The organism is Paenibacillus sp. FSL H8-0175, from assembly GCF_045040615.1.
Taxonomy (GTDB): Bacteria; Bacillota; Bacilli; order Paenibacillales; family Paenibacillaceae; genus Paenibacillus_AQ; species Paenibacillus_AQ odorifer.
Genome location: NZ_CP150299.1, coordinates 1,313,522 through 1,332,369, shown reverse-complemented (window position 1 = coordinate 1,332,369; position 18,848 = coordinate 1,313,522). Strand labels below are relative to the sequence as shown.

Genomic DNA, 18,848 nt, shown 5'->3' with positions numbered 1-18,848 from the left:
GCTTACAACCCCTTTTCTATTGTTGTCTAGCGGCCTTGTAACCGCTTAACTAAATTGTAGCTTGGATCCCATGATGTCGTAAGGTCATAAGGATTGGGACTAATACCATTATTATTGGATTCTTTCCTCCGTGGTCATGACGTTCTGGCGGTATTGCCCTGGACTAACATTTTCGAGTGCACGAAATACCTTCACAAAATATTTGGCCGTCTGATAGCCTACTTGTTCCGCGATTTCAGCAATGGACAGCCGGGTGCTCACCAGTAGTTCTTTGGCTCGTTGTACTCTCCTTCTCGTTACATATTCACTGTAAGTCAGTCCCGTCTGCTCTTTGAAAAGGACGCTGAAATAACTGGCATTCATGTGTAATTGATCCGCTATATCACGCATGGATATCGATTCGTGAAGATGTTCGTCTAAGTATCGGAGTGCCTCACGCACTTGAGTGCTATACACTTTCTCCTGCTGTACCGTTTCCATAAGCTTGGGATCGATCAGCTTCTCCATTCGTTCGATTCGATAAATATCATCCTTGCGTTTCAATGCTAATTCCACTGCTCGGACCAGCTTCGTTTTGTCGAGTGGCTTCAGTAAATATTCAACTACACCAAACTGCAAGGCTTTCTGTGCATAGTCAAATTCAGGATGGCCGGAGATCACAATAACCACTGGAGGATGAGGCATTTCGTTCAGCTTTCCAACTAATTCTAGCCCTCCAATCTCAGGCATGCGCACATCGGTAATAAGTAGATTAACTTTGTTATTTTGCAGCCATGCCAGTGCTTCAACACCGCTTGCTGCGGTTTCGATGCGATATTGACCGGATGACCAGGCTTCTAATGTTTTACGAACCCCTTCTCTTGTTCTCGGTTCATCATCTACGATGAGTATAGTTTTCACGTGTTTTTCCCCTCTCCAGGTTCATTCGGTATTTCAAAAGAAATGCTAGTTCCATAACCTTCTTCACTTCGTATTTCAAGCCCGTCCGTATTGTCTACGTAGCTGAGTTTCAGTCTCCGCTCTATATTAGCAATACCAATCCCAGTCCCTTTGGAAGACCTCATGCTCCCCTTCTCCATGGTGTGATAGATAGACGATATCTTTGCTGCATCCATCCCTGGACCATCGTCAGTTACCGTAACCAATGTATATCCCGGACGACTTGAAGGTCTGACAATTAGCATGACTGTCCCCGGTCCAACCCTTTGCTCTACGCCATGAAGAATCGCATTTTCGACAAGAGGCTGGATTAACAGCTTCGGTAGCGGGACACTTCGGCAAGTTTTATCTGACTCAATCCGCCAGGATAACCTGTCGAGCATACGCATCTCCATAATCTTCAAATATCTTTCGGCATGATCGAGCTCATCGCCGATAGTCACCCATTCATCATCATCAGTTCGATTGATGACATAACGAAAAAGCCCCGACATATCAACCACAATTTGGGCTAATTCCTCCTCACCTTTTTCATCTAGGGCCCAGTAGAATGCTTCTAATGTATTAAATAAGAAATGCGGATTGATTTGAGCCTGAAGTGCCTTTAATTCTGTGCGACTCTGGACGATCTCCTTCTGATAGACGACTTCAATTAGTTCATTCAGAGAGTGAACCATCTGGTTGTAAGTATTATTGAGCTCATTGATCTCCATAGTGGTAGAAGTGACTGAAATCGGTTTCAAGGTTCCAAATCGCGAACCACGCATCACTTTAATCAAATTCAGTATGGGCCGTGTAATCATCGTGGATAAAATAAAAGTAAAGATGAGAAACAATAAACTGCCAACAACACCGGATACGATGATCGCTGTACGAAGGACAGATATCCCCTCTGTCGTATAGTCAACTGGAGTGAGGATTACTAGCCTCCAGCCTGTTGCCTTGGACTGCTTCTGAATTACAATGTAGTCTTCTCCGCCAACCTCAACCTTTTCTCCTCCATGATCCAGTATCTTATTTGCATTGACATTTACGGAAAAATCGGAAGAAATTTGCCGTCCCGCTTCATCAAATAATCTCATTAATTCACGCGTTTCCGCCTGTGAGCTGTCCACCTCATCCGTAAGCTGGAAGTAACTTTTCTCAATTTGAACCATAATATAGCCAGCTTTCGTGAATGAATGATCAATCAGCCTAATATTACGAATCGCAATGACGATATCCGAATTCCGCGGGTCAAGTCCAAACCATACGAGACGTCCTTTGCCCTCGTCCACCCGGCTGATCCATTCTTCGGATACTCGATTGTTCAGGCTGGCGTCATCAACCGAAAGTAATTTCTGATAATCACCTGCATACAGCTCAATGGAACGAATCCCTGTCGCATACGCCTCATATTTACGTACTTCCTGCTGGATGGTTTGACGTTCGGCGAAACTGATCGGCTTTCCTTCAGCCTCTTGAGCGAGCAATCGCTGAATGGAGGCGTTGGTTGCCACTTGCGCCGTCAACGTATTAATCTGCCGGATCAGTACATCCAATTTGCCCGTTGCCTGAACTGCAGTCTGTTCAATGTGCTTCTCCGCACTATTGCGTAATAGAACCGAAACTTGCCCGTACATAAAAAAACCAACCGTGGCGAGTACGATCACCATGACAAACATGAAACCCAGGAAAATTTGATTACGCAATGTGTTTAACTGTCCAAACCTCGTCAATCTTTACACTCCCTTCCGCCTGATAGACTTGATTCCTCATCAAAAAAGATGACCCTTGAATCTTCAGGAATCATCTACAGCTCTAGTTATTTGTTAATTCAGCCTTTGGATTATATGATATCAGTGATTAGTTTCTGAGCCCATATCCATATCGCGTTTTAATTTATCCAAATCAACCAAAAAAAACATATATAATATATACTCGTGCCTACCAGAGTTGCACACAAAAAAACCGTACCTCCGCTGACCCGGGTATACCGGAATAGCAGTGTACGGCTTGTATTTTTAAATGTGGAGGTTCTAATTAAAACTACGGTTGGACACCCAAGAACCCTGCAGTTTACGCAGCATAATAATTTGTCCAGTATGGTAAGAATCGTGTAGGATAAGGCTCATTACCTCTTCCCCTGGCGCATGACCCGAACCGCCCCAATCATACGCGCCTTCTTCCAACGCTTCAATGATTTCTCTAAGAGCAGCATGCACGTCCTTCAGGTCTGCAACGGCTTTCGCCCATGCTTCTTCTCCTTCAGCTGTTACAGTAAAGGTATCATCGTTGCTTTCAGCATCGGGTTGTTTGGGCAACCCTTTTAGCTTTCGCAGCAAACGCACCTTATAATAAGTTAGATGGTTAACCGTTTCCCAGATAGAATTGGCCGCCCCACCCTCTGGCTTCCAGAGAGCCTGTTTGCTATCCACACCTTCCAGCGCATCGCTAAGCGGCGGAGCCCAATCCTCGATATCCATGCAATAATCCCAATTTTGGAGCAAGACCTCACTGATTTTATTTTGCATGTTCAACCTCCTAAAAATTTGTGTAAACATAAACTTCATGGTGTAGCTTCAAAAAGAACTACTTCAAAGCGAACTAATATGTAACGACTTAAACCATAATATAGTGGTTACAAAAGAAATGTAGCATATTTCCAGATTGTATTCAAGTAACTAGCTAAACTTATTTTTAACTGTTACAATGATTTGTAATGAGCGTTGAATCGGAAAGGATGAACAGACCGTGTTGTGGGAGGATTTCATTAACAGCTACTGGCGGGATTGGCGAACAGGAGATAAGAATAAAGATCGGGACAGGCTCGATGAAGAAGAATGGGTTTTTAAATGGCTGAAGGAGTATTCTCTTTTAGAAACACAGATGCCGAACACGATAGAAATGGCGCAGCTTAAAAAGCTTCGCTCACTACTATGGAACTGGGTACAGGCTATTGTGCAAGGAAACTCGGTGTATGGAGAAATGCTTGAACAGCTCAATATCTATTTGGACAAGGGTCCTGTTACACGGCGAATTGTATGGAAAAGCGACGAGCAAGCGGAAATAAAGCTGTTGCCACTCCATAGCGGTTGGGAACAGGTGATGGCGGAGATTGCGGCGTCTTTTGCCGAGGCATTGCTTGAAAAAGAACCCACAAGATTCCGCATCTGCGAGAATCCCGATTGCCTCTGGGTCTATTACGATGATACACGCAACCGCTCCAAGCGGTACTGCGATGACAAAGCTTGTGGCAACCTTATGAAGGTGCGGCGCTTCCGGGCGCGGAAGAAGGCTGAGTCTGAGGGGGAATAGGCGGTTGTAGCAACGATACTCCGGTTTGCGGTGGCTTGCTACGGCAGATTATGGGCAAGTGGAAAAAGGCTGGCAGAGCTTAATGAACTCGTAAAATAACTGCATTTCATACACTTATTCCGCATCCAAAGGGGATCATCAGGACTTTAATTGTATTCTGTACACTTAAAAACTATAAAATGTGCCCATAGAGTAATAAATCACAAAAATAGGTGTACGAAATACAGTTATATCCTTTGGCGGGTTATTTGTGGGATTATAGTTGTACAAAATACAGTTAAAAGCTTCTGCACATCGCTCTCCTTGGCTCTTAATCCCCAACAACCCCAATATCCCTCCACCCGATCATGATCTCTTCAACAATCTCATTCCCAATCTTCACTTCTTTTGTCGCAACAGATTGCCCACGCACTTTGTGGTAGAAATGAATCGCGGGATTTCCTGTTACCACCCAAGTCATGAATGAGCTATAATTTTTCTCCAATAAATTCTGTGCTACGCTTCTTATGAGTTGCCTTCCAAGACCCCTTCCTTGCTGTTCCTTAAGCAAATAGAGTGCATATAGCTCCGCATCATAGAGATCAGAGAGATCTGACCCTCTTCGCGCTCCTCCATTTGCAAAACCAATAATCGTCCCAGCCCCATCTTCGGCCACATACATAACCTCGTCTTTATTGGGGTTTTCAAAATTCCGAATCCAGAGCTTTCTTCTTGCTTCCACTGTGATTTTATCGAGAAACTCGTCCGAAATTAGCCCTCTGTACGTGGTTTTCCAACTCGCAGCGTGGACAAAAGCGATCCCGTCTATTTCACTAGCTGTTGCTTCTCTAATCTTCAATTTATTTCCCCCTCAGATTTCCGATAAAAGCTTCAGCTAGTCCAAGATTGACAGTACTTGCTTATGAATAGTAACTATTTAAGGATTCTCTAAAGACATTAATGGGCTCTTTATAATCAATAGGTTTATATATAATAGTGTTCAACCACTTATTCCTCTCAAGCAAGCTGAAATCACTTTGAGCTACCGAATTGTATAGTGTTATTTCATTCATTGTTCCAAGTACACTTTTATTATTTGTACGGGATATAGTGATTTCTCCGGCCTCTAGTAAATACTGATTTATGAGCTGCTTCTTAAAACCCTCCTGCAATAAATACTCCTTAAGTTCTATTCTGAACTTTTCAACCAATTTATCAGCTTGACCGCTTCTTATTCCATCCAATAATATACATAACCGGCTTGCATCATGTACAAATAAAATATGTTTTTTTCTGAGTTGCATAATATTCACATGCCAACTAAAAAAGGAGGAGATGTCTTCTACTTCTACTGGAGCTACTTTCATATCTTTTAATAATTTCTGAGTATATCTTAGTACTAACATCGCTGACACGCTCCTTTGTCTTCACCCTGCCTATTAGTCTCAATAGTCCTTCTACCTCAATTTACCCTTGCAGTGCCTTTCGCACGCTTAATATATATTTCGCCTGATCAAGTGGGTTCACGCCCCGGCGGGTGCGCTCAGCAGATACGTCTGGTGGACATTCTTCATAGCCGGCAAAAAAAGAAGTAAACGTGCTGCGCCCCTTCGTGTAGGAGCTTAAGCTGACAGGATAATCGAGTGACGTTGCCAGCGGCAGACGTCCTTCGATAATCATCCGTTCGCCTTGCAGCACGGGAGGCTCGAACGTGCCGCGCATCTGCACGAGGTCGTTCATCACCCGGCCGCCATTCTCCTCAGGGACCACGATGCGAACCTGCAGAATCGGCTCCAGAAGCTTAGTGCCTACCCGAGCGAGTCCGTCCATAATTCCCATCGGAGTCGCCACAGCAAAATCCAGCGGATGGGTATGCCATACATGATGCTGTCCCTCGGTCAAGGTCACTTTAAGGTCGGTAACCTCCCAGCCATACAAACCCTGCTGCAAGGCTTCCGGTACACGACGTGCGGTTTCGCTCTGGTATTGCGGCAGCAGATCGGAACTCCGCACTATCGAATCATAGACTAAACCACTGCCCGGAGGTCCAGGCTCAATCTGAAAGCGTAGAATCGCCCAGCACGGTTTCGGCATCGTGTAAGCGATAAAACCTTCGCCGGCACGGGCTGGCGTTTCTTTATATATGACAGAAGGCTGACCGAAAGTAACCTTCAGCGCATATCGCTCCTCCAGAACACTGTTCAGAATCTCCAGCTGAATCGGTCCCATTACTTTGATATGCAGCTCCCGCTCATCCTGCAGCCACTGCGCATCCAAAAGCGGATCTTCATCCGCCAGCTCCTGCAGCGCCCCGATAACCTTATGGTCATCCATATCTGGCTCCCAGAATACACGCACCGTTAGCAGCGGTACAGCCAGCTTCGCCTCCTCCGGAATGGCCCCCGGATGGCCGAGCACATCTCCGATGCGCACCCCGGAAAGACCATAGATAACAGCAATATCTCCCGCTTCAAGCGCTCCAACATCCTCGGTCCGACCACCTTCGACCTTGCGGATCTGGGTCACTTTCCCCTGAATATCCTGCGTATAATTCAACAGCGTATCGCGGTTACGGATCGTCCCTTCATAAAGGCGGACAAACGCCATCCGTCCCATACTTTTATCACGTTGAATATTGTATACGATGCCTGACACCGGACCCTCCACATTCCCACCAGCGCGCGGAAAATACTCAACCATCGCATCCAGCAAGGCAGTAATCCCAAGCCCCTTGGCGGCGACGCCATAAACCATCGGAAAAAAGCGACCTGATGAGGAGGCTGTTTTCATATATTTTTTCCATTCAGCCAAATCAATCGGACTACCAGACATATACTTCTCCAACAGCTCTTCGTCCCGTTCAGCTAAAGCCTCTAATAATTCTGTTCGCTTGTTAGCATCAGCTTCGTTCTCCCATAAATCTCTTGCTCCTATGTACTCCTTTTCTTTGCCGATCGGTTGCTGAACTGGAATGATATCACTAGACAAATAATTTCGCGCCTCTGCCAGCACAGCTTCAGGGTCAGCACCTACACGATCCATTTTGTTCACAAAAATAAGTGTGGGGATTCCCAGCTTGCGCAGCGCGTTCCAGATCATCTCGCTTTGGGCCTGCACACCCTCCACGGCTGAAAGAACAAGCACCGCACAATCCATCACCCGCAAAGACCGCTCAACTTCGGACAGAAAATCGACGTGCCCCGGGGTATCGACCAGATTAATCTGCACACCTTTCCAAGCAAAAGAAGCCAATGCCGCCCGTACGGAGATCCCCCGCTGCCGCTCCACATCCATAGAATCCGTCAATGCCGTCCCCGTATCTACGCTGCCAAGCGCTCGAATGCGACCGCTTTCATACAAAATATGCTCCGTTGTTGTTGTCTTCCCGGCGTCCACATGGGCAAATATCCCCACATTAATCCGTTCTGCTCCCTGCTGCTGAATCATCTATAGTTCCCCTATCATGAGCTAGATTTATCTAAATTTATCTGAATTTATATTATTTACATCCTTATGTTCCATAGTAATATATCCATCCACGTTGTTCCACCCTCCAGTTCAAATGGTTAGATTCAGCTATGCCGGGTATGTAATTACTAATATAAGAAATTTAACGCCGAGGAGGAAATTCATCATGACAGATAAACGTTTACAGGATAAAGTTGCAGTGGTTACAGGTGCTGGTTCCGGTATTGGAAAAGCTACAGCGATACGGTTTGCCCAACAGGGAGCTAAGGTATATATGCTTGACCGCACTCCCGAGGATTCCTATGAAACTAAACGTGAGATTGAATCTATTGGCGGTACAGCAACAGTAATTGAATGCGATGTCTCCAATCCAGGTCTGGTCGAAGAAAGTATTCGTAAGGTTGGGGAGGCGGCCGAGAAGATTGATATTGTTTTTGCCAATGCTGGCATTAATGGTACATGGTCTCCCATCGAAACACTAGAAATCGAAGATTGGGACCAGACACTGAATACCAACCTACGCAGCACCTTTGCCACAGTAAAATACGCCATCCCCCACATGAAAGAAAATGGCGGCAGCATCATTATCACCAGCTCCATTAACGGCAACCGAGTATTCTCGAACATTGGCGCTTCCGCTTACTCATCTTCCAAGGCAGGACAAGTTGCTTTTATGAAAATGGCTGCACTAGAGCTGGCGCAATACGGCATCCGTGTAAATGCCATCTGTCCTGGATCAATCGATACACAAATTGGAGATAATACGTATAAAAGCGATGATCTTCAAGAAGTGAAGATTCCTGTGGAGTTTCCGGAAGGTAATCATCCGCTGGAAAATGCACCGGGTAAGCCTGAGCAGGTTGCCAATCTGGTATTATTTCTCGCATCGGATGAATCTTTTCATGTGACGGGAACTGAAATTTATGTAGATGGTGCCGAATCGCTACTGCGTGGATAATATTTTACTTGAACCGTTATAATATTTTAAATTCTATGCAACATTTTGGTCTAATCTACCATCTAAGAGTATGGAGGTGACGCAAATGAAAAAACCATTATTCATAAATAACGCTAAAAAAATGACTATAGCCTGCGGCATTTTGGCAGCGAGTGTGTCTTTTGGGGCATCCGCTTTTGCTTTTTCAGATTTGAAAGGTGATCCTGCGGAAGCAAAAATCAACTCTTTGCATAAAGAGGGGATTATAAACGGAGTAGACAAAGATAAGTTTGCTCCTAAATCTAAAGTAAGCTTTGCGCAAGGGATACAATTCATCGTTGGGGGTCTGAATCTGACTCCGCAACCAGCGGCAGGTAGTAGTTCTTCCAAAGCGAGTGATTATTTTGATAAAGTGAACGACAAGGCCTGGTATGCTTCAGCTTTCCTGACTGCCAAGCAAAATGGCCTTTCACTCGACCGGACAGTGGATCCTAATGGAACTATCACCCGTGCTCAGTTCGCGCACTTATTGACGCAAGCGCTGCAAAGTAAAGGTAACTTCCCTGTTACGCTGATGTATGTAGATATTAAGGATGGCGATAAACTCTCTACTGAGGTTATAAATAGTCTCCAGATTCTGCTGAATACACATATTGCCACACTCGATAAGAACGGTAATTTCCGGCCAAATGATGCTATTACCCGCTCTGAAGCAGCCGCTCTGATCTATGATGCAGCCGCTTTTGCTAAACGTGTAATTGTATCTAATGGCAGTCCCACTACTCCAACCTACGAAACAGAGGTTACGTTGACCAAAGCGGGTGAAGGCGTAAATAAAGCCACCCTTACCGTTAATAATCTACCTAACCCCGGGTATGGGCTGGTGATTGAGCGAATCGAATTTGGTAAAGACAATACGGCTGTAATTTACTTTAACGTGACTGCTCCTGAACCAGGGAAAATGTACGCGCAGGTGATCACAAAAGCATCTGTTGCCACTTATCTGCCAGATGGATACAAAGCTATCGCTCAACCTGTAACTGGCTCCGCCTCTTATTCGTCTAGCGCGGCACAATAATATAAATCGAACTTGAGGGTTTTAGAGTTAAGGGTCAGTCGCAGCTGCGGTGAATATTTGGATTTCCAGCTACCGTTTATGACGGCTGAGATACGGAGAAGCTTATGCTTACGAAGATGGCTTTCCTGTGGAAAGCTATAGGGAGGGCATTATCGCTCTTACAGTTCCAGAGTTCCCCTTCGCCTCTCTTCCTTTCCTCAGGTATCTAAGTTCATTTTTATAAGCAAATAAGGGATGCCTGAAAAGCCATCATATGGCTGCTGAAGCATCCCTTATTTGTTCTTCCTTCTCCCTTTATCCCAACGCCAAACTCTGAATGATAAGGTAACGGATGCAGCCGCTATCGGACTCCATAGTTGCTATTGTCTTAAAAAATATCCAATATGGGCCTATTTCTAACGAATAGCTGCACTGGGCCCGAACTGTGCTCCAATCGCAATAAATTTGCAAATAACGTCGCTGGGTTCGCAAGCTAACTCAGGCTCAGAAATGCTGATTACTTGGTAGTAATGATTATCAAACTACGAGCGATTCGATCATCTTTGTGTGCATAAAGCTACTTGACGGGGATGAACATCAAACTTCGCGAGATTAGATCATATTTGCACGGACGCAGCTGCTATCGGACCCAGATGACCTTATTCGCAGAAAAATGCCAATTTCACGATACTATCGGACTCCACCGTCGCTATTGGCACAAAAAGCACCATAGATATGCCTTTTTCTAATGAATAGCTGCACTGGAGTCCGAAACTATGCCCTAATCGCTAAAAACACGCGAATAGCGTCATCTGGGTCCGTTAGGCTCAGCGTATATCAATGGATATGAAAATCCGCTAAAGCAGATAGCCAAAAACAAAATACAGGTCAGCGATGCTCCAATGTTTGCGGTATGCGAACGTAGCAGATGGGTGTGTAGCAGTTAGGTATGCAGTAACTAGGTGTTCAGTAACTAGGTGTGCAGCAGTTAGGTGTGCAGCAACTAGGTGTGCAGCAGTTAGGTGTGCAACAGATGGATTTGCAGCGGATGGGGTTGCAGTAGCTATCGGACCCAGATGACCTTATTCGCAGTATAATCGCACATTTGGACTACTAAAGGACTCCATCGTCGCTATTGGCACAAAAAGCACCATAAATGTGCCTTTTTGTAATGAATAGCTGCACTGGAGTCCGAAACTGTGCTCTAATCGCTAAAAACACGCGAATAACGTCATTTGGGTCCGTAAGGATCAGCGTATACCAACGGACGTGAATAATAAGTTGAAGCAGGCAAACAGCGTCCATAATAGCGCCATCTGAGTCCGTAAGCTAAGGCGTCCATAATAGTATCATCTGGGTCCGTAAGCTAAGGCGTCCATAATAGCATCATCTGGGTCCGTAAGCTAAGGCGTCCATTGATCATGAATAATGCCGACTAATGCATGGTCTTCTCCGATCTTTTCGAAGACTAGACGCAGGCTGCGCCAATCCATTCCCTCGACAGAAGGATCGATGCCAGCAATATGATATTCAACGAAATCATATTGCTCCTTAGGATACACTTCGTTTAAGTTATTGATCGTCGTCCCTTGCCCAAGCCCCTTGTTCACAGCAATTTCGGCCTTCTGAATGAAGTCCGCATCATAAACAAACCGCTTGTAGTAATCTGCAAATGTCAGCTCGATTAAATCACCGGAGCCAGCAAATGTTCGCCAGACTCTTTTGGTAGAGTCATTCATTAATCCTTCTACTTCCTCCCGGGTGAATACAAGATCATTTTTTGTATCCACGTATGCATATGGAGAGAAACGTAGCCCTTTATCCCGATGTACCCATGCCGCTAATTGCTTCATATCCTTGTTTTTAATTGACCTTATAACCGTCGTCGCTGCTTCCTCAACTGATGGCGGTAATCCCTCTAGATCCTGCGGCTGCCCCGTACTTGATGTCTCAGTCTCCTGTGGTGATTCCGTAGTAGCCGCTGACTGTGCAGTTGATGTCTGCTCTGGCGTCTGCTTTTGTGTCTGCTCTGGTGCCTGCTCGGGTATCGGCTTTTGCGTCTGCACTGGCGTCTGCTCTTGTGAATGCTCTGGCGTCTGCTTCGGCTCCGTCCCTGCTTCTGGCGTTCCGCTACATGCTGTAAGCCATAACATTGCTGCTATCAGCGCCAGCCCACCGATTTTTTTTGCGAAGTACATAATATCCCTCCTTAGCTTCGATCCTTCACTCTTTAGACTGATTTGAACAAATGAAGGTTGCAAGCTTATACTAAAACTATCAATCATACAACTCTTATGAGAGGGCGGGGTTACCATTCATTTAACAGAAAAACTTAAAAGCCTTCCCCTAACTCCCGGCGTTTATCTCATGAAGGATAATCTCGGTCATATTATATATGTTGGCAAGGCAAAACAGTTAAAACGGAGAGTCCAATCTTATTTTCAAAACTCAAAATCTCATTCCCCAAAGGTTAAGCAGCTTGTAAGAAATATTAAAGATCTGGAAATCATCCTTACGGATACCGAATTCGAAGCCTTTATGCTGGAATGCAAATTAATTAAAGAGATCAAACCCATGTACAATAAAAAAATGAAAAATCCGCAGGCTTATACCTATATCGTAATAGGAGCGAATGAAAAAATACGTTCGTTAGAGATTACGTATGATCCTGCGGTCAAAGAAGGCACTCAGGTTTTGGGTCCCTATACAAGCAGAAGCACGGTTGAACGGGCAGTACAAGGCATTAAAGAAAGCTCAAAAATCCTTTGCAGCAACCCTAGCTTTAAAAATTCCCTATGCCTAAACCATTCGCTTGGCCTATGCATTGGGATGTGTGCAGGCGGAGATGCCGCTGTTCAATATAATAAAATTATTGATCGGGTCATTGGCTTACTAAACGGCTCAGATTCCAGCATCCTCGAGGAAATGGAGCAACGGATGGCAGTGGCCGCGGAGCACTATGACTTCGAAACCGCCGCCAAATACAGGGATTATATTGGAGCTGTTAGCTTCCTGATTCACAAAGAAAAGGTCATCGAATTCGCTCAAGAGAATCAGAGTATTGCTGTTCTTGAGGCCATGAATGAACAGACGCTTAAACTCATTCTGCTCAAGGGCAACCGTATCCTGTCCCATACCAAGCTACAATATGATCAACCGGATATCACCCACCTGCAAGCGGCAATAAAGTCAGCGATTATGACCACTTTTCACAGTGAACCCAATCAGACCCCGGCAGCGATCGGCCGCCATGAAATTGACGAAGCACAAATAATATACAGCTATTTAAAAAGCAGCTCCTGCAGCTATATCATCATTCAAGAGGATTGGCTTGCAGCTGAGCAACGTTCCAATATGGAGGCTTCGGTAAATGAGCTGTTGCAGATTTTTTTAAATGCGCTTCCCTCTCATTCCTATAATTAAAAGGTACGGGTTGTAACTGCGGTAAATGTTTGGACTTCCGGCTGATTATAGTAAACGGCGGCCTGCCTTTGCAGGCTGCATTTTTCGGTTTTGCTTCTTCAACAATCTTTTATAGCGTTTCTGAGTGTAAAGCACCTCACCCGCCTCCATTACCGTTTCCTTCGCCTCATTAACAACCAGCTTAGTTTCCTCCACACATTCCTTCATACGATTGATCTCCGATTTGAATCCCTCAGACCTGTCCTTCGCCTGCTCCAACGTGATCTGAATGTTTCCCTTCATCTCATCTATAGGTTCTTTCAACCCCTCTACTGATTGCTTAACTCCGTCAAGGGATTGCTTCAGGCCATTCACACTATTTTTTAATTCTTTCAATGGATTTCCCACATCTATCTCCTCCTAATAATAAGCCATTAGTTCAACTGTTACTCTAAACTTACCCAAAGAGTGCACGTCCTTCACTTCTATAATGACAAAAAGGGTTCCAGCTGAAAATAATCAACAAGAAGCCAGTCCCCAATAATGGAGACTGGCTTCTTGTTGTCGTTCTTTGAGGATCACTGCGATCTGTCTACTTTACGCTTCCCGCCTCAACACGCGGCGGACGCATCGTCAAGCTGACCCGGCCCTTCTTCAGGTCAACCCCCATCACCCAGACGGTAACATTGTCTCCTACGGAGACAACGTCCATCGGGTGCTTCACAAAGCTGCCGCTGAGCTGGGAAATATGCACCAGCCCATCGTTTTTGATGCCGATATCGACGAATGCGCCGAAATCGATAACGTTGCGGACGGTTCCCTGCATTTCCATGCCAGGAACCAGGTCCTCGATCTTCAGCACATCGGTGCGGAAGATCGGCAACGGCAGCTCCTCGCGCGGATCGCGGCCCGGACGCTGCAAGCTCTCCAGGATGTCGCGCAGCGTAGGCACGCCGACATCCAGCTTCACAGCCAGCTCCTCGGCATTTTGCACCTCAAGCTGTGAGGCCACTTCTTTGCTGCCAAGCTTATTCACATCGAGGCTTAGCTCACGGAACAAACGATCCACCACCGGATAGGACTCGGGGTGAATAGGCGTGCGGTCCAAGGTGTTGTCTCCACCCGGAATCCGGAGAAAGCCGATACATTGCTCATAGGACTTGGCACCTAGACGAGGTACCTTTTGCAGCTGCTTCCGAGTCGTGAACTTGCCGTTCTCTTCCCGGAATTTAACGATATTCTTAGCAATTGTTCCATTAACCCCTGCTACATAAGAGAGCAAGGCAGGAGATGCCGTGTTCACATCCACGCCAACATGGTTTACCGCTGATTCCACGACGGCTTTAAGACTCTCCTCCAGATGCTTTTGGGAGACGTCATGCTGGTACTGTCCCACACCAATAGCTTTCGGATCGATTTTCACCAGCTCCGCCAGCGGGTCTTGCACACGACGGGCGATAGAAGCCGCGCTGCGCTCCGCTACATCCAGATCCGGGAATTCCTCCTGCGCCAGCTTGGAAGCCGAATAGACACTCGCTCCCGCTTCATTAACGATCAGGTACGCCAGCTCTGGATTGCCAATCTCGGCAATCACTTCTGCTGTAAACTGCTCCGTTTCACGCGAGCCTGTACCATTGCCGATTACGATGAGCTGAATGCCGTACTTAGCAATCAACTCTTTGAACTTAGCAGCAGCTTCGAGCTTCTTGTTGTTCGGCGGCGTCGGATAGGTCACAGCTACCTCTAGCAGCTTACCTGTATCGTCTACAACAGCCAGCTTACAGCCAGTACGGTATGCAGGGTCAACACCCAGCACACAACGTCCCTTTACTGGCGGTTGCAGCAGCAGGCTACGTAGATTGCCAGAGAAGATCGAAATCGCCTGGTTCTCCCCACGTTCGGTCATCTCTCCACGAACTTCACGCTCTACAGAAGGAGCAATCAAACGTTTGTAGGCATCCTCAGTCACTGCTTCCAGCAGTTCCTTCACCGGGGATGGCCCTTTAATGATCTTCCGTGCGATATAGGCATGAATTTTATCAGTGACGACCTCAATGCCTACCTTTAATATATTTTCACGCTCACCACGGTTAATTGCTAGGATGCGGTGAGGTGGCATTTTGTGTACAGGTTCACGGTAACTATAGTAATTTTCGTATACAGATTCTTGTTCTGCATCCTTTGCTTCAGACACAAGAATACCTTGACTTGCTGTATACTGGCGAACCCAAGAGCGGATCGCAGGATCATCTGCTATGTTCTCGGCAATGATATCCAGTGCGCCTTGCAGCGCTTGGTCTGCGCTCTCTACTCCCTTTTCCACATCAATATATTTCGATGCTTCAGTCTGTGGATCCCCTTGTCTTTGCTGCTCCAAGATCCAGTTAGCAAGCGGCTCAAGTCCTTTTTCCTTCGCAACACTAGCCCGCGTCTTACGCTTTTGCTTGAAGGGACGATACAAGTCCTCTACTTCCTGAAGCTTGACCGCATTGATAATTTGCTCATGAAGCTCTTTGGTCAGCTTGCCCTGCTCTTCAATATTGCGTATAACGTCTTTTTTACGTTCGCCTAGATTGCGAAGATAACCCAGCCGTTCTTCAATATCACGAAGCGCATTTTCGTCCAGCTCACCCGTCATTTCCTTCCGATATCTGGCGATGAACGGAATGGTATTTCCCTCATCCAGCAGTCCTACCGTAGTGCGTACCTGTTTCAGACTAATGTTCAATTCCTTGGCAATCGCTACGGTTATCAATTCCTGCTCCCGCTGTGCGTTTGCCTCATCCGTAATGACTTCCGTATTGCTGTTATCTACCGCCATTAGTATCCCTCTTCCCGTACACAATCTGCTTATACATATCTTGATCTCATAATTAAAATAGTATCACAGATTCGGCTCTGCACCAAAGACCAGCCCGAATAGCGCGCTTTGTACTGAACCGCTGTGCGATAAAGCGAGGCATGGTAGAGTGGTCAGAGCCCGGATTCGGCGATTACGCCCGCTGTCCCATTCCCCGTTTTCCGGAACTCAGTGACAATACAAAACACAAAGCCAGAACGAGCGCGGCTGCCCCATATGGGAAGTTAATACTAAGATCAAACAAATACCCTGCGACGATAGGCCCAGCAATATTTCCGAGACTTGTATAAGCTGAGTTCATTCCCGCTACGAAACCTTGCTGCGATTCTCCGGCCATCTTGGAAAGCTGTGTGCCTACTGCTGGACGCAGAATATCCATTGCAAAGAACACAATAAAGGTAACCGTAATAATCGCCCAAAAGCCGCTTACAAACAAGGTCAGCAGAATAAACAATGATGAGACTATAAGACAAGTGGAGATCACCTTGTTCTCCCCGAATTTATTCAAGATCCAGCCAAACGCGGACACCTGCACCACCGCACCTGCAATAGAACCAAAGGTAATTACAAAAGCGATATCCTTAGGCGTAAAGCCAAATTTATGGTCCACGAACAATCCGAACACCGTTTCATAATTAGCCAGCCCAAAAGCCATGACAAATACAATAATTAAGCCGAAAAAATACGGTTCGCGATAAGAACGCATCAGCTGCGTCAAGAAGCTTTCCTGATTATTTTTTGATAACGTCGCTTCCTTACGTTTCTCTTCAGATAGAGACTCAGGCAAAATTAAAACTGTAATTAGAGCTGCAACTCCAGCTGCCCCAGCCGCACAGAAAAAGGGTACCCGCATTCCAAGCTCAGCAAGATAACCGCCAATCCCAGGACCAATAATAAAGCCGGTGGTAATGGCTGCATTAATTAGCCCCATTCCTTTAGCTCTCTCTTCAAAAGAAGTCGTGTCTGCTACATAAGCCATAACTGCCGGCATAATTAAAGCAGCTCCTGCACCACCAAGCAATCTCGAAACGAACAAGAGCCAGGGTACATTGGCCAGACCAAAAATCAGCTCCGATATCGCAAACACGATCAAACCTGCTACAATCACCTTTTTTCTACCGATTCTGTCGGATAATCTGCCGGCAAATGGCGATATTAATAATTGGGCAAGCGAGAAGGAGGCGACCAAGAGCCCGACAGTACTTCCGCTGATCCCAAGCTCATTCATGTAGGTTGGCATTATTGGGACTACTAGCCCAATTCCAGTAAAAGCCAGAAAAATATTAAGCATAACAAGCAGCATAGCGCCTCTGTTTCTAAGTAACAATGACATTGTATTAACCCTCCGTGTGTTTAAAGCCAAAACTTCGAATATTATGCATGTTAAGACCGACCATCCGGTCTAAATAATAGTAAAAAAATAACCCTTCCTATTCCGGTGCCTTTGAGAAGCTTCAGCCTTCATGTTCCTGAATGTAAAGCTTCTTTTCATGCCCCTCGTTATCTTACCCCGTACGGATCCCTTGTAATAATAAATTTACTGCTTCCCGGTAATATTTTTTTATATCCTCCTGGGTCTTCTCATGAATCGAGAATTCAGAAACTCTTCCAATCCCTTCAAGCATGCCACTCACGATGATTACATAGTTCTCTAAGTCGCCCTTTACCAAATATCCCGTTTCAATACCTTCCTTCAAAAGATCACGACAAGCATGTGAGGCTGCTTCATAAAGAAGTGAAAGCCGCTTGCTAATCTCTTCCGGGTGGCATCTGCTTCTGGAGAATTCCTCGAGCGCATGAATCAATGGATTCTGAAAATCATTTGCGTAGTGTTCGGCTAACGCATAAAATCGTTCTTCGATCCCTACAATTTCCTGTTTCTTATCATCCCACGCTTGCAGCCACTCTAACGTATCCACTTCCACTACAAATAGAAAAAGCTCATCCTTGCTCGGAAAATGGTGATACAGACTGCCTTTACTGACATTCGAGGCTACACAAACTTCATTCATAGTTACGGCAGCATAACCCTTCTGTACAAACAGCTGCGTGGCCTTGCGCACAATTCTTTTTTTAGTTTCTTCTCCGTCTGAGCGTCCTTTGATTCTAAGCACCTCCTAAACCGACCGTACGGTCTAATAATATCAGATCATTTTCAAAAAGTGAAGACCTAACGATTCTTTATTTACTATACGCAAAAACGCACATTAAAAGACGCCCGGATTCGTACCCGAGCGCCAATCTCATGAGTTATCTATAACCTAGGGTGATTAAAAATCAATCAGACCAAGGCTGATTTGCAGCGATTCATCCACCTTTTTCATCGTTTCATCATCAAGGTGGGTGATCTTGTCAGTTAAGCGTTGTTTGTCAATCGTCCTAACCTGTTCCAGCAAAATAACAGAATCTCTGTCAAAGCCATGAGCAGCTGCGTCAATTTCCACATGTGTAGGTAACTTAGCCTTCTGGATTTGGGCTGTGATTGCAGCCACAATTACCGTCGGGCTAAAGCGATTGCCAATATCGTTCTGGATGACCAGAACTGGCCTTACTCCGCCTTGTTCAGAACCTACAACCGGCGAAAGATCAGCAAAAAAAACATCGCCACGTTTAACGATCAATGTCTACACCCCGCTTACTAAGCGGCCAAGAGTGCTGTCTGCATCTTCCTCCGCGAGGAAAGCCTCGCATGCCATGGTCAAGTTGATCTTAGCCATTTCCATGTAGCCGCGCTGCATGGACTCCCGGATGGAACGTTTCCTCCGTTCGCTCAAGTACAGCTTCATGGCCTGCCTAATCAATTCACTCCGGTTGGAATTCTCCAATTGAACAATTCCGTCCACTTCCTGCAAGAGATGATCGGGCAAGCTGATCATGATTCTTTTGGTGTTCTGCAAATTAGCCACCTT

General features: G+C 45.8%; 17 protein-coding genes. 4 read left to right on the top strand and 13 right to left on the bottom strand.

The genetic code is table 11. The features are described 5' to 3' along the window. Nucleotides 1-111: 111 nt before the first annotated feature. From MHH46_RS05745 to MHH46_RS05735, 3 genes are all read right to left on the bottom strand, one after another. Nucleotides 112-900, bottom strand: coding sequence for a response regulator (locus tag MHH46_RS05745; RefSeq protein ID WP_076129521.1), 789 nt, complete (start codon nt 898-900; stop codon nt 112-114). Continuing rightward, nucleotides 897-2,657 carry a sensor histidine kinase gene (locus MHH46_RS05740; RefSeq protein WP_076129522.1) on the bottom strand — a complete coding sequence of 587 codons (1,761 nt, stop codon included), beginning with the start codon at nt 2,655-2,657 and terminating at the stop codon, nt 897-899. The genes MHH46_RS05745 and MHH46_RS05740 overlap by 4 nt, the downstream gene beginning before the upstream one ends. Before the next feature lie 300 nt (nt 2,658-2,957). Beyond that, nucleotides 2,958-3,452 (bottom strand): DinB family protein, encoded by a 495-nt coding sequence (locus MHH46_RS05735; protein ID WP_036686798.1) that lies wholly within the window; start codon nt 3,450-3,452, stop codon nt 2,958-2,960. A 220-nt stretch (nt 3,453-3,672) separates the two neighbouring features. Here MHH46_RS05735 and MHH46_RS05730 point away from each other — a divergent pair, with 220 nt between their 5' ends. Further along, nucleotides 3,673-4,236: a CGNR zinc finger domain-containing protein gene (locus MHH46_RS05730; protein ID WP_076129523.1), complete on the top strand. Its 564-nt coding sequence runs from the start codon at nt 3,673-3,675 to the stop codon at nt 4,234-4,236. Between the two features lie 310 nt (nt 4,237-4,546). Here MHH46_RS05730 and MHH46_RS05725 read toward each other — a convergent pair whose 3' ends face one another. The 3 genes from MHH46_RS05725 to MHH46_RS05715 all read right to left on the bottom strand — a co-directional run bounded on the left by MHH46_RS05725 (nt 4,547) and on the right by MHH46_RS05715 (nt 7,662). Then, nucleotides 4,547-5,074 (bottom strand): GNAT family N-acetyltransferase, encoded by a 528-nt coding sequence (locus tag MHH46_RS05725; protein WP_076129524.1) that lies wholly within the window; start codon nt 5,072-5,074, stop codon nt 4,547-4,549. Nucleotides 5,075-5,135: 61 nt separating this feature from the next. Further along, the gene (locus MHH46_RS05720; protein ID WP_076129525.1) at nt 5,136-5,621 is read right to left on the bottom strand and encodes a DUF6933 domain-containing protein; all 486 of its coding nucleotides are present in this window, start codon (nt 5,619-5,621) and stop codon (nt 5,136-5,138) included. Nucleotides 5,622-5,682: 61 nt separating this feature from the next. Then, nucleotides 5,683-7,662 carry a translation factor GTPase family protein gene (locus tag MHH46_RS05715; protein WP_076129526.1) on the bottom strand — a complete coding sequence of 660 codons (1,980 nt, stop codon included), beginning with the start codon at nt 7,660-7,662 and terminating at the stop codon, nt 5,683-5,685. A gap of 187 nt (nt 7,663-7,849) precedes the next feature. Between MHH46_RS05715 and MHH46_RS05710 the strand changes: the two genes are divergently transcribed. Then, entirely contained in the window at nt 7,850-8,641 is a 792-nt protein-coding gene (locus tag MHH46_RS05710; RefSeq protein ID WP_076129527.1) for an SDR family NAD(P)-dependent oxidoreductase, read from the top strand. Between the two features lie 85 nt (nt 8,642-8,726). Further along, nucleotides 8,727-9,698 carry an S-layer homology domain-containing protein gene (locus tag MHH46_RS05705; protein WP_076129528.1) on the top strand — a complete coding sequence of 324 codons (972 nt, stop codon included), beginning with the start codon at nt 8,727-8,729 and terminating at the stop codon, nt 9,696-9,698. Nucleotides 9,699-11,080: 1,382 nt separating this feature from the next. Here MHH46_RS05705 and MHH46_RS05700 read toward each other — a convergent pair. After that, entirely contained in the window at nt 11,081-11,875 is a 795-nt protein-coding gene (locus MHH46_RS05700) for a hypothetical protein (RefSeq protein WP_076129529.1), read from the bottom strand. A 169-nt stretch (nt 11,876-12,044) separates the two neighbouring features. Here MHH46_RS05700 and MHH46_RS05695 point away from each other — a divergent pair, with 169 nt between their 5' ends. Further along, nucleotides 12,045-13,100, top strand: a complete 1,056-nt coding sequence (locus tag MHH46_RS05695) for a GIY-YIG nuclease family protein (RefSeq protein ID WP_076194860.1) — start codon at nt 12,045-12,047, stop codon at nt 13,098-13,100. A 45-nt stretch (nt 13,101-13,145) separates the two neighbouring features. On the opposite strand, the gene MHH46_RS05690 is transcribed toward MHH46_RS05695, so the two are convergent. From MHH46_RS05690 to MHH46_RS05665, 6 genes are all read right to left on the bottom strand, one after another. Continuing rightward, entirely contained in the window at nt 13,146-13,487 is a 342-nt protein-coding gene (locus tag MHH46_RS05690; RefSeq protein ID WP_076186722.1) for a hypothetical protein, read from the bottom strand. 184 nt (nt 13,488-13,671) lie between these two features. Then, entirely contained in the window at nt 13,672-15,900 is a 2,229-nt protein-coding gene (locus tag MHH46_RS05685; protein WP_076129532.1) for a Tex family protein, read from the bottom strand. Nucleotides 15,901-16,072: 172 nt separating this feature from the next. Then, nucleotides 16,073-17,272, bottom strand: a complete 1,200-nt coding sequence (locus MHH46_RS05680) for an MFS transporter (RefSeq protein ID WP_076100052.1) — start codon at nt 17,270-17,272, stop codon at nt 16,073-16,075. A 172-nt stretch (nt 17,273-17,444) separates the two neighbouring features. Next, complete coding sequence (locus MHH46_RS05675; protein WP_081383506.1) at nt 17,445-18,053, bottom strand: TetR/AcrR family transcriptional regulator; 609 nt, start codon at nt 18,051-18,053, stop codon at nt 17,445-17,447. Between the two features lie 156 nt (nt 18,054-18,209). Continuing rightward, on the bottom strand, nt 18,210-18,560 hold the full coding sequence (locus MHH46_RS05670) for a type II toxin-antitoxin system PemK/MazF family toxin (RefSeq protein WP_036686777.1): 351 nt from the start codon (nt 18,558-18,560) through the stop codon (nt 18,210-18,212). 3 nt (nt 18,561-18,563) lie between these two features. After that, nucleotides 18,564-18,845 (bottom strand): CopG family ribbon-helix-helix protein, encoded by a 282-nt coding sequence (locus MHH46_RS05665; RefSeq protein WP_025698676.1) that lies wholly within the window; start codon nt 18,843-18,845, stop codon nt 18,564-18,566. Nucleotides 18,846-18,848: the final 3 nt, after the last annotated feature.

Bases quoted from the DNA above. Each gene is read 5' to 3' on its own strand.
- MHH46_RS05735 (WP_036686798.1), bottom strand. From the start codon at position 3,452: ATGCAAAATAAAATCAGTGAGGTCTTGCTCCAAAATTGGGATTATTGC.
- MHH46_RS05720 (WP_076129525.1), bottom strand. From the start codon at position 5,621: ATGTTAGTACTAAGATATACTCAGAAATTATTAAAAGATATGAAAGTA.
- MHH46_RS05715 (WP_076129526.1), bottom strand. From the start codon at position 7,662: ATGATTCAGCAGCAGGGAGCAGAACGGATTAATGTGGGGATATTTGCC.
- MHH46_RS05710 (WP_076129527.1), top strand. From the start codon at position 7,850: ATGACAGATAAACGTTTACAGGATAAAGTTGCAGTGGTTACAGGTGCT.
- MHH46_RS05705 (WP_076129528.1), top strand. From the start codon at position 8,727: ATGAAAAAACCATTATTCATAAATAACGCTAAAAAAATGACTATAGCC.
- MHH46_RS05700 (WP_076129529.1), bottom strand. From the start codon at position 11,875: ATGTACTTCGCAAAAAAAATCGGTGGGCTGGCGCTGATAGCAGCAATG.
- MHH46_RS05695 (WP_076194860.1), top strand. From the start codon at position 12,045: ATGAAGGATAATCTCGGTCATATTATATATGTTGGCAAGGCAAAACAG.
- MHH46_RS05685 (WP_076129532.1), bottom strand. From the start codon at position 15,900: ATGGCGGTAGATAACAGCAATACGGAAGTCATTACGGATGAGGCAAAC.
- MHH46_RS05680 (WP_076100052.1), bottom strand. From the start codon at position 17,272: ATGTCATTGTTACTTAGAAACAGAGGCGCTATGCTGCTTGTTATGCTT.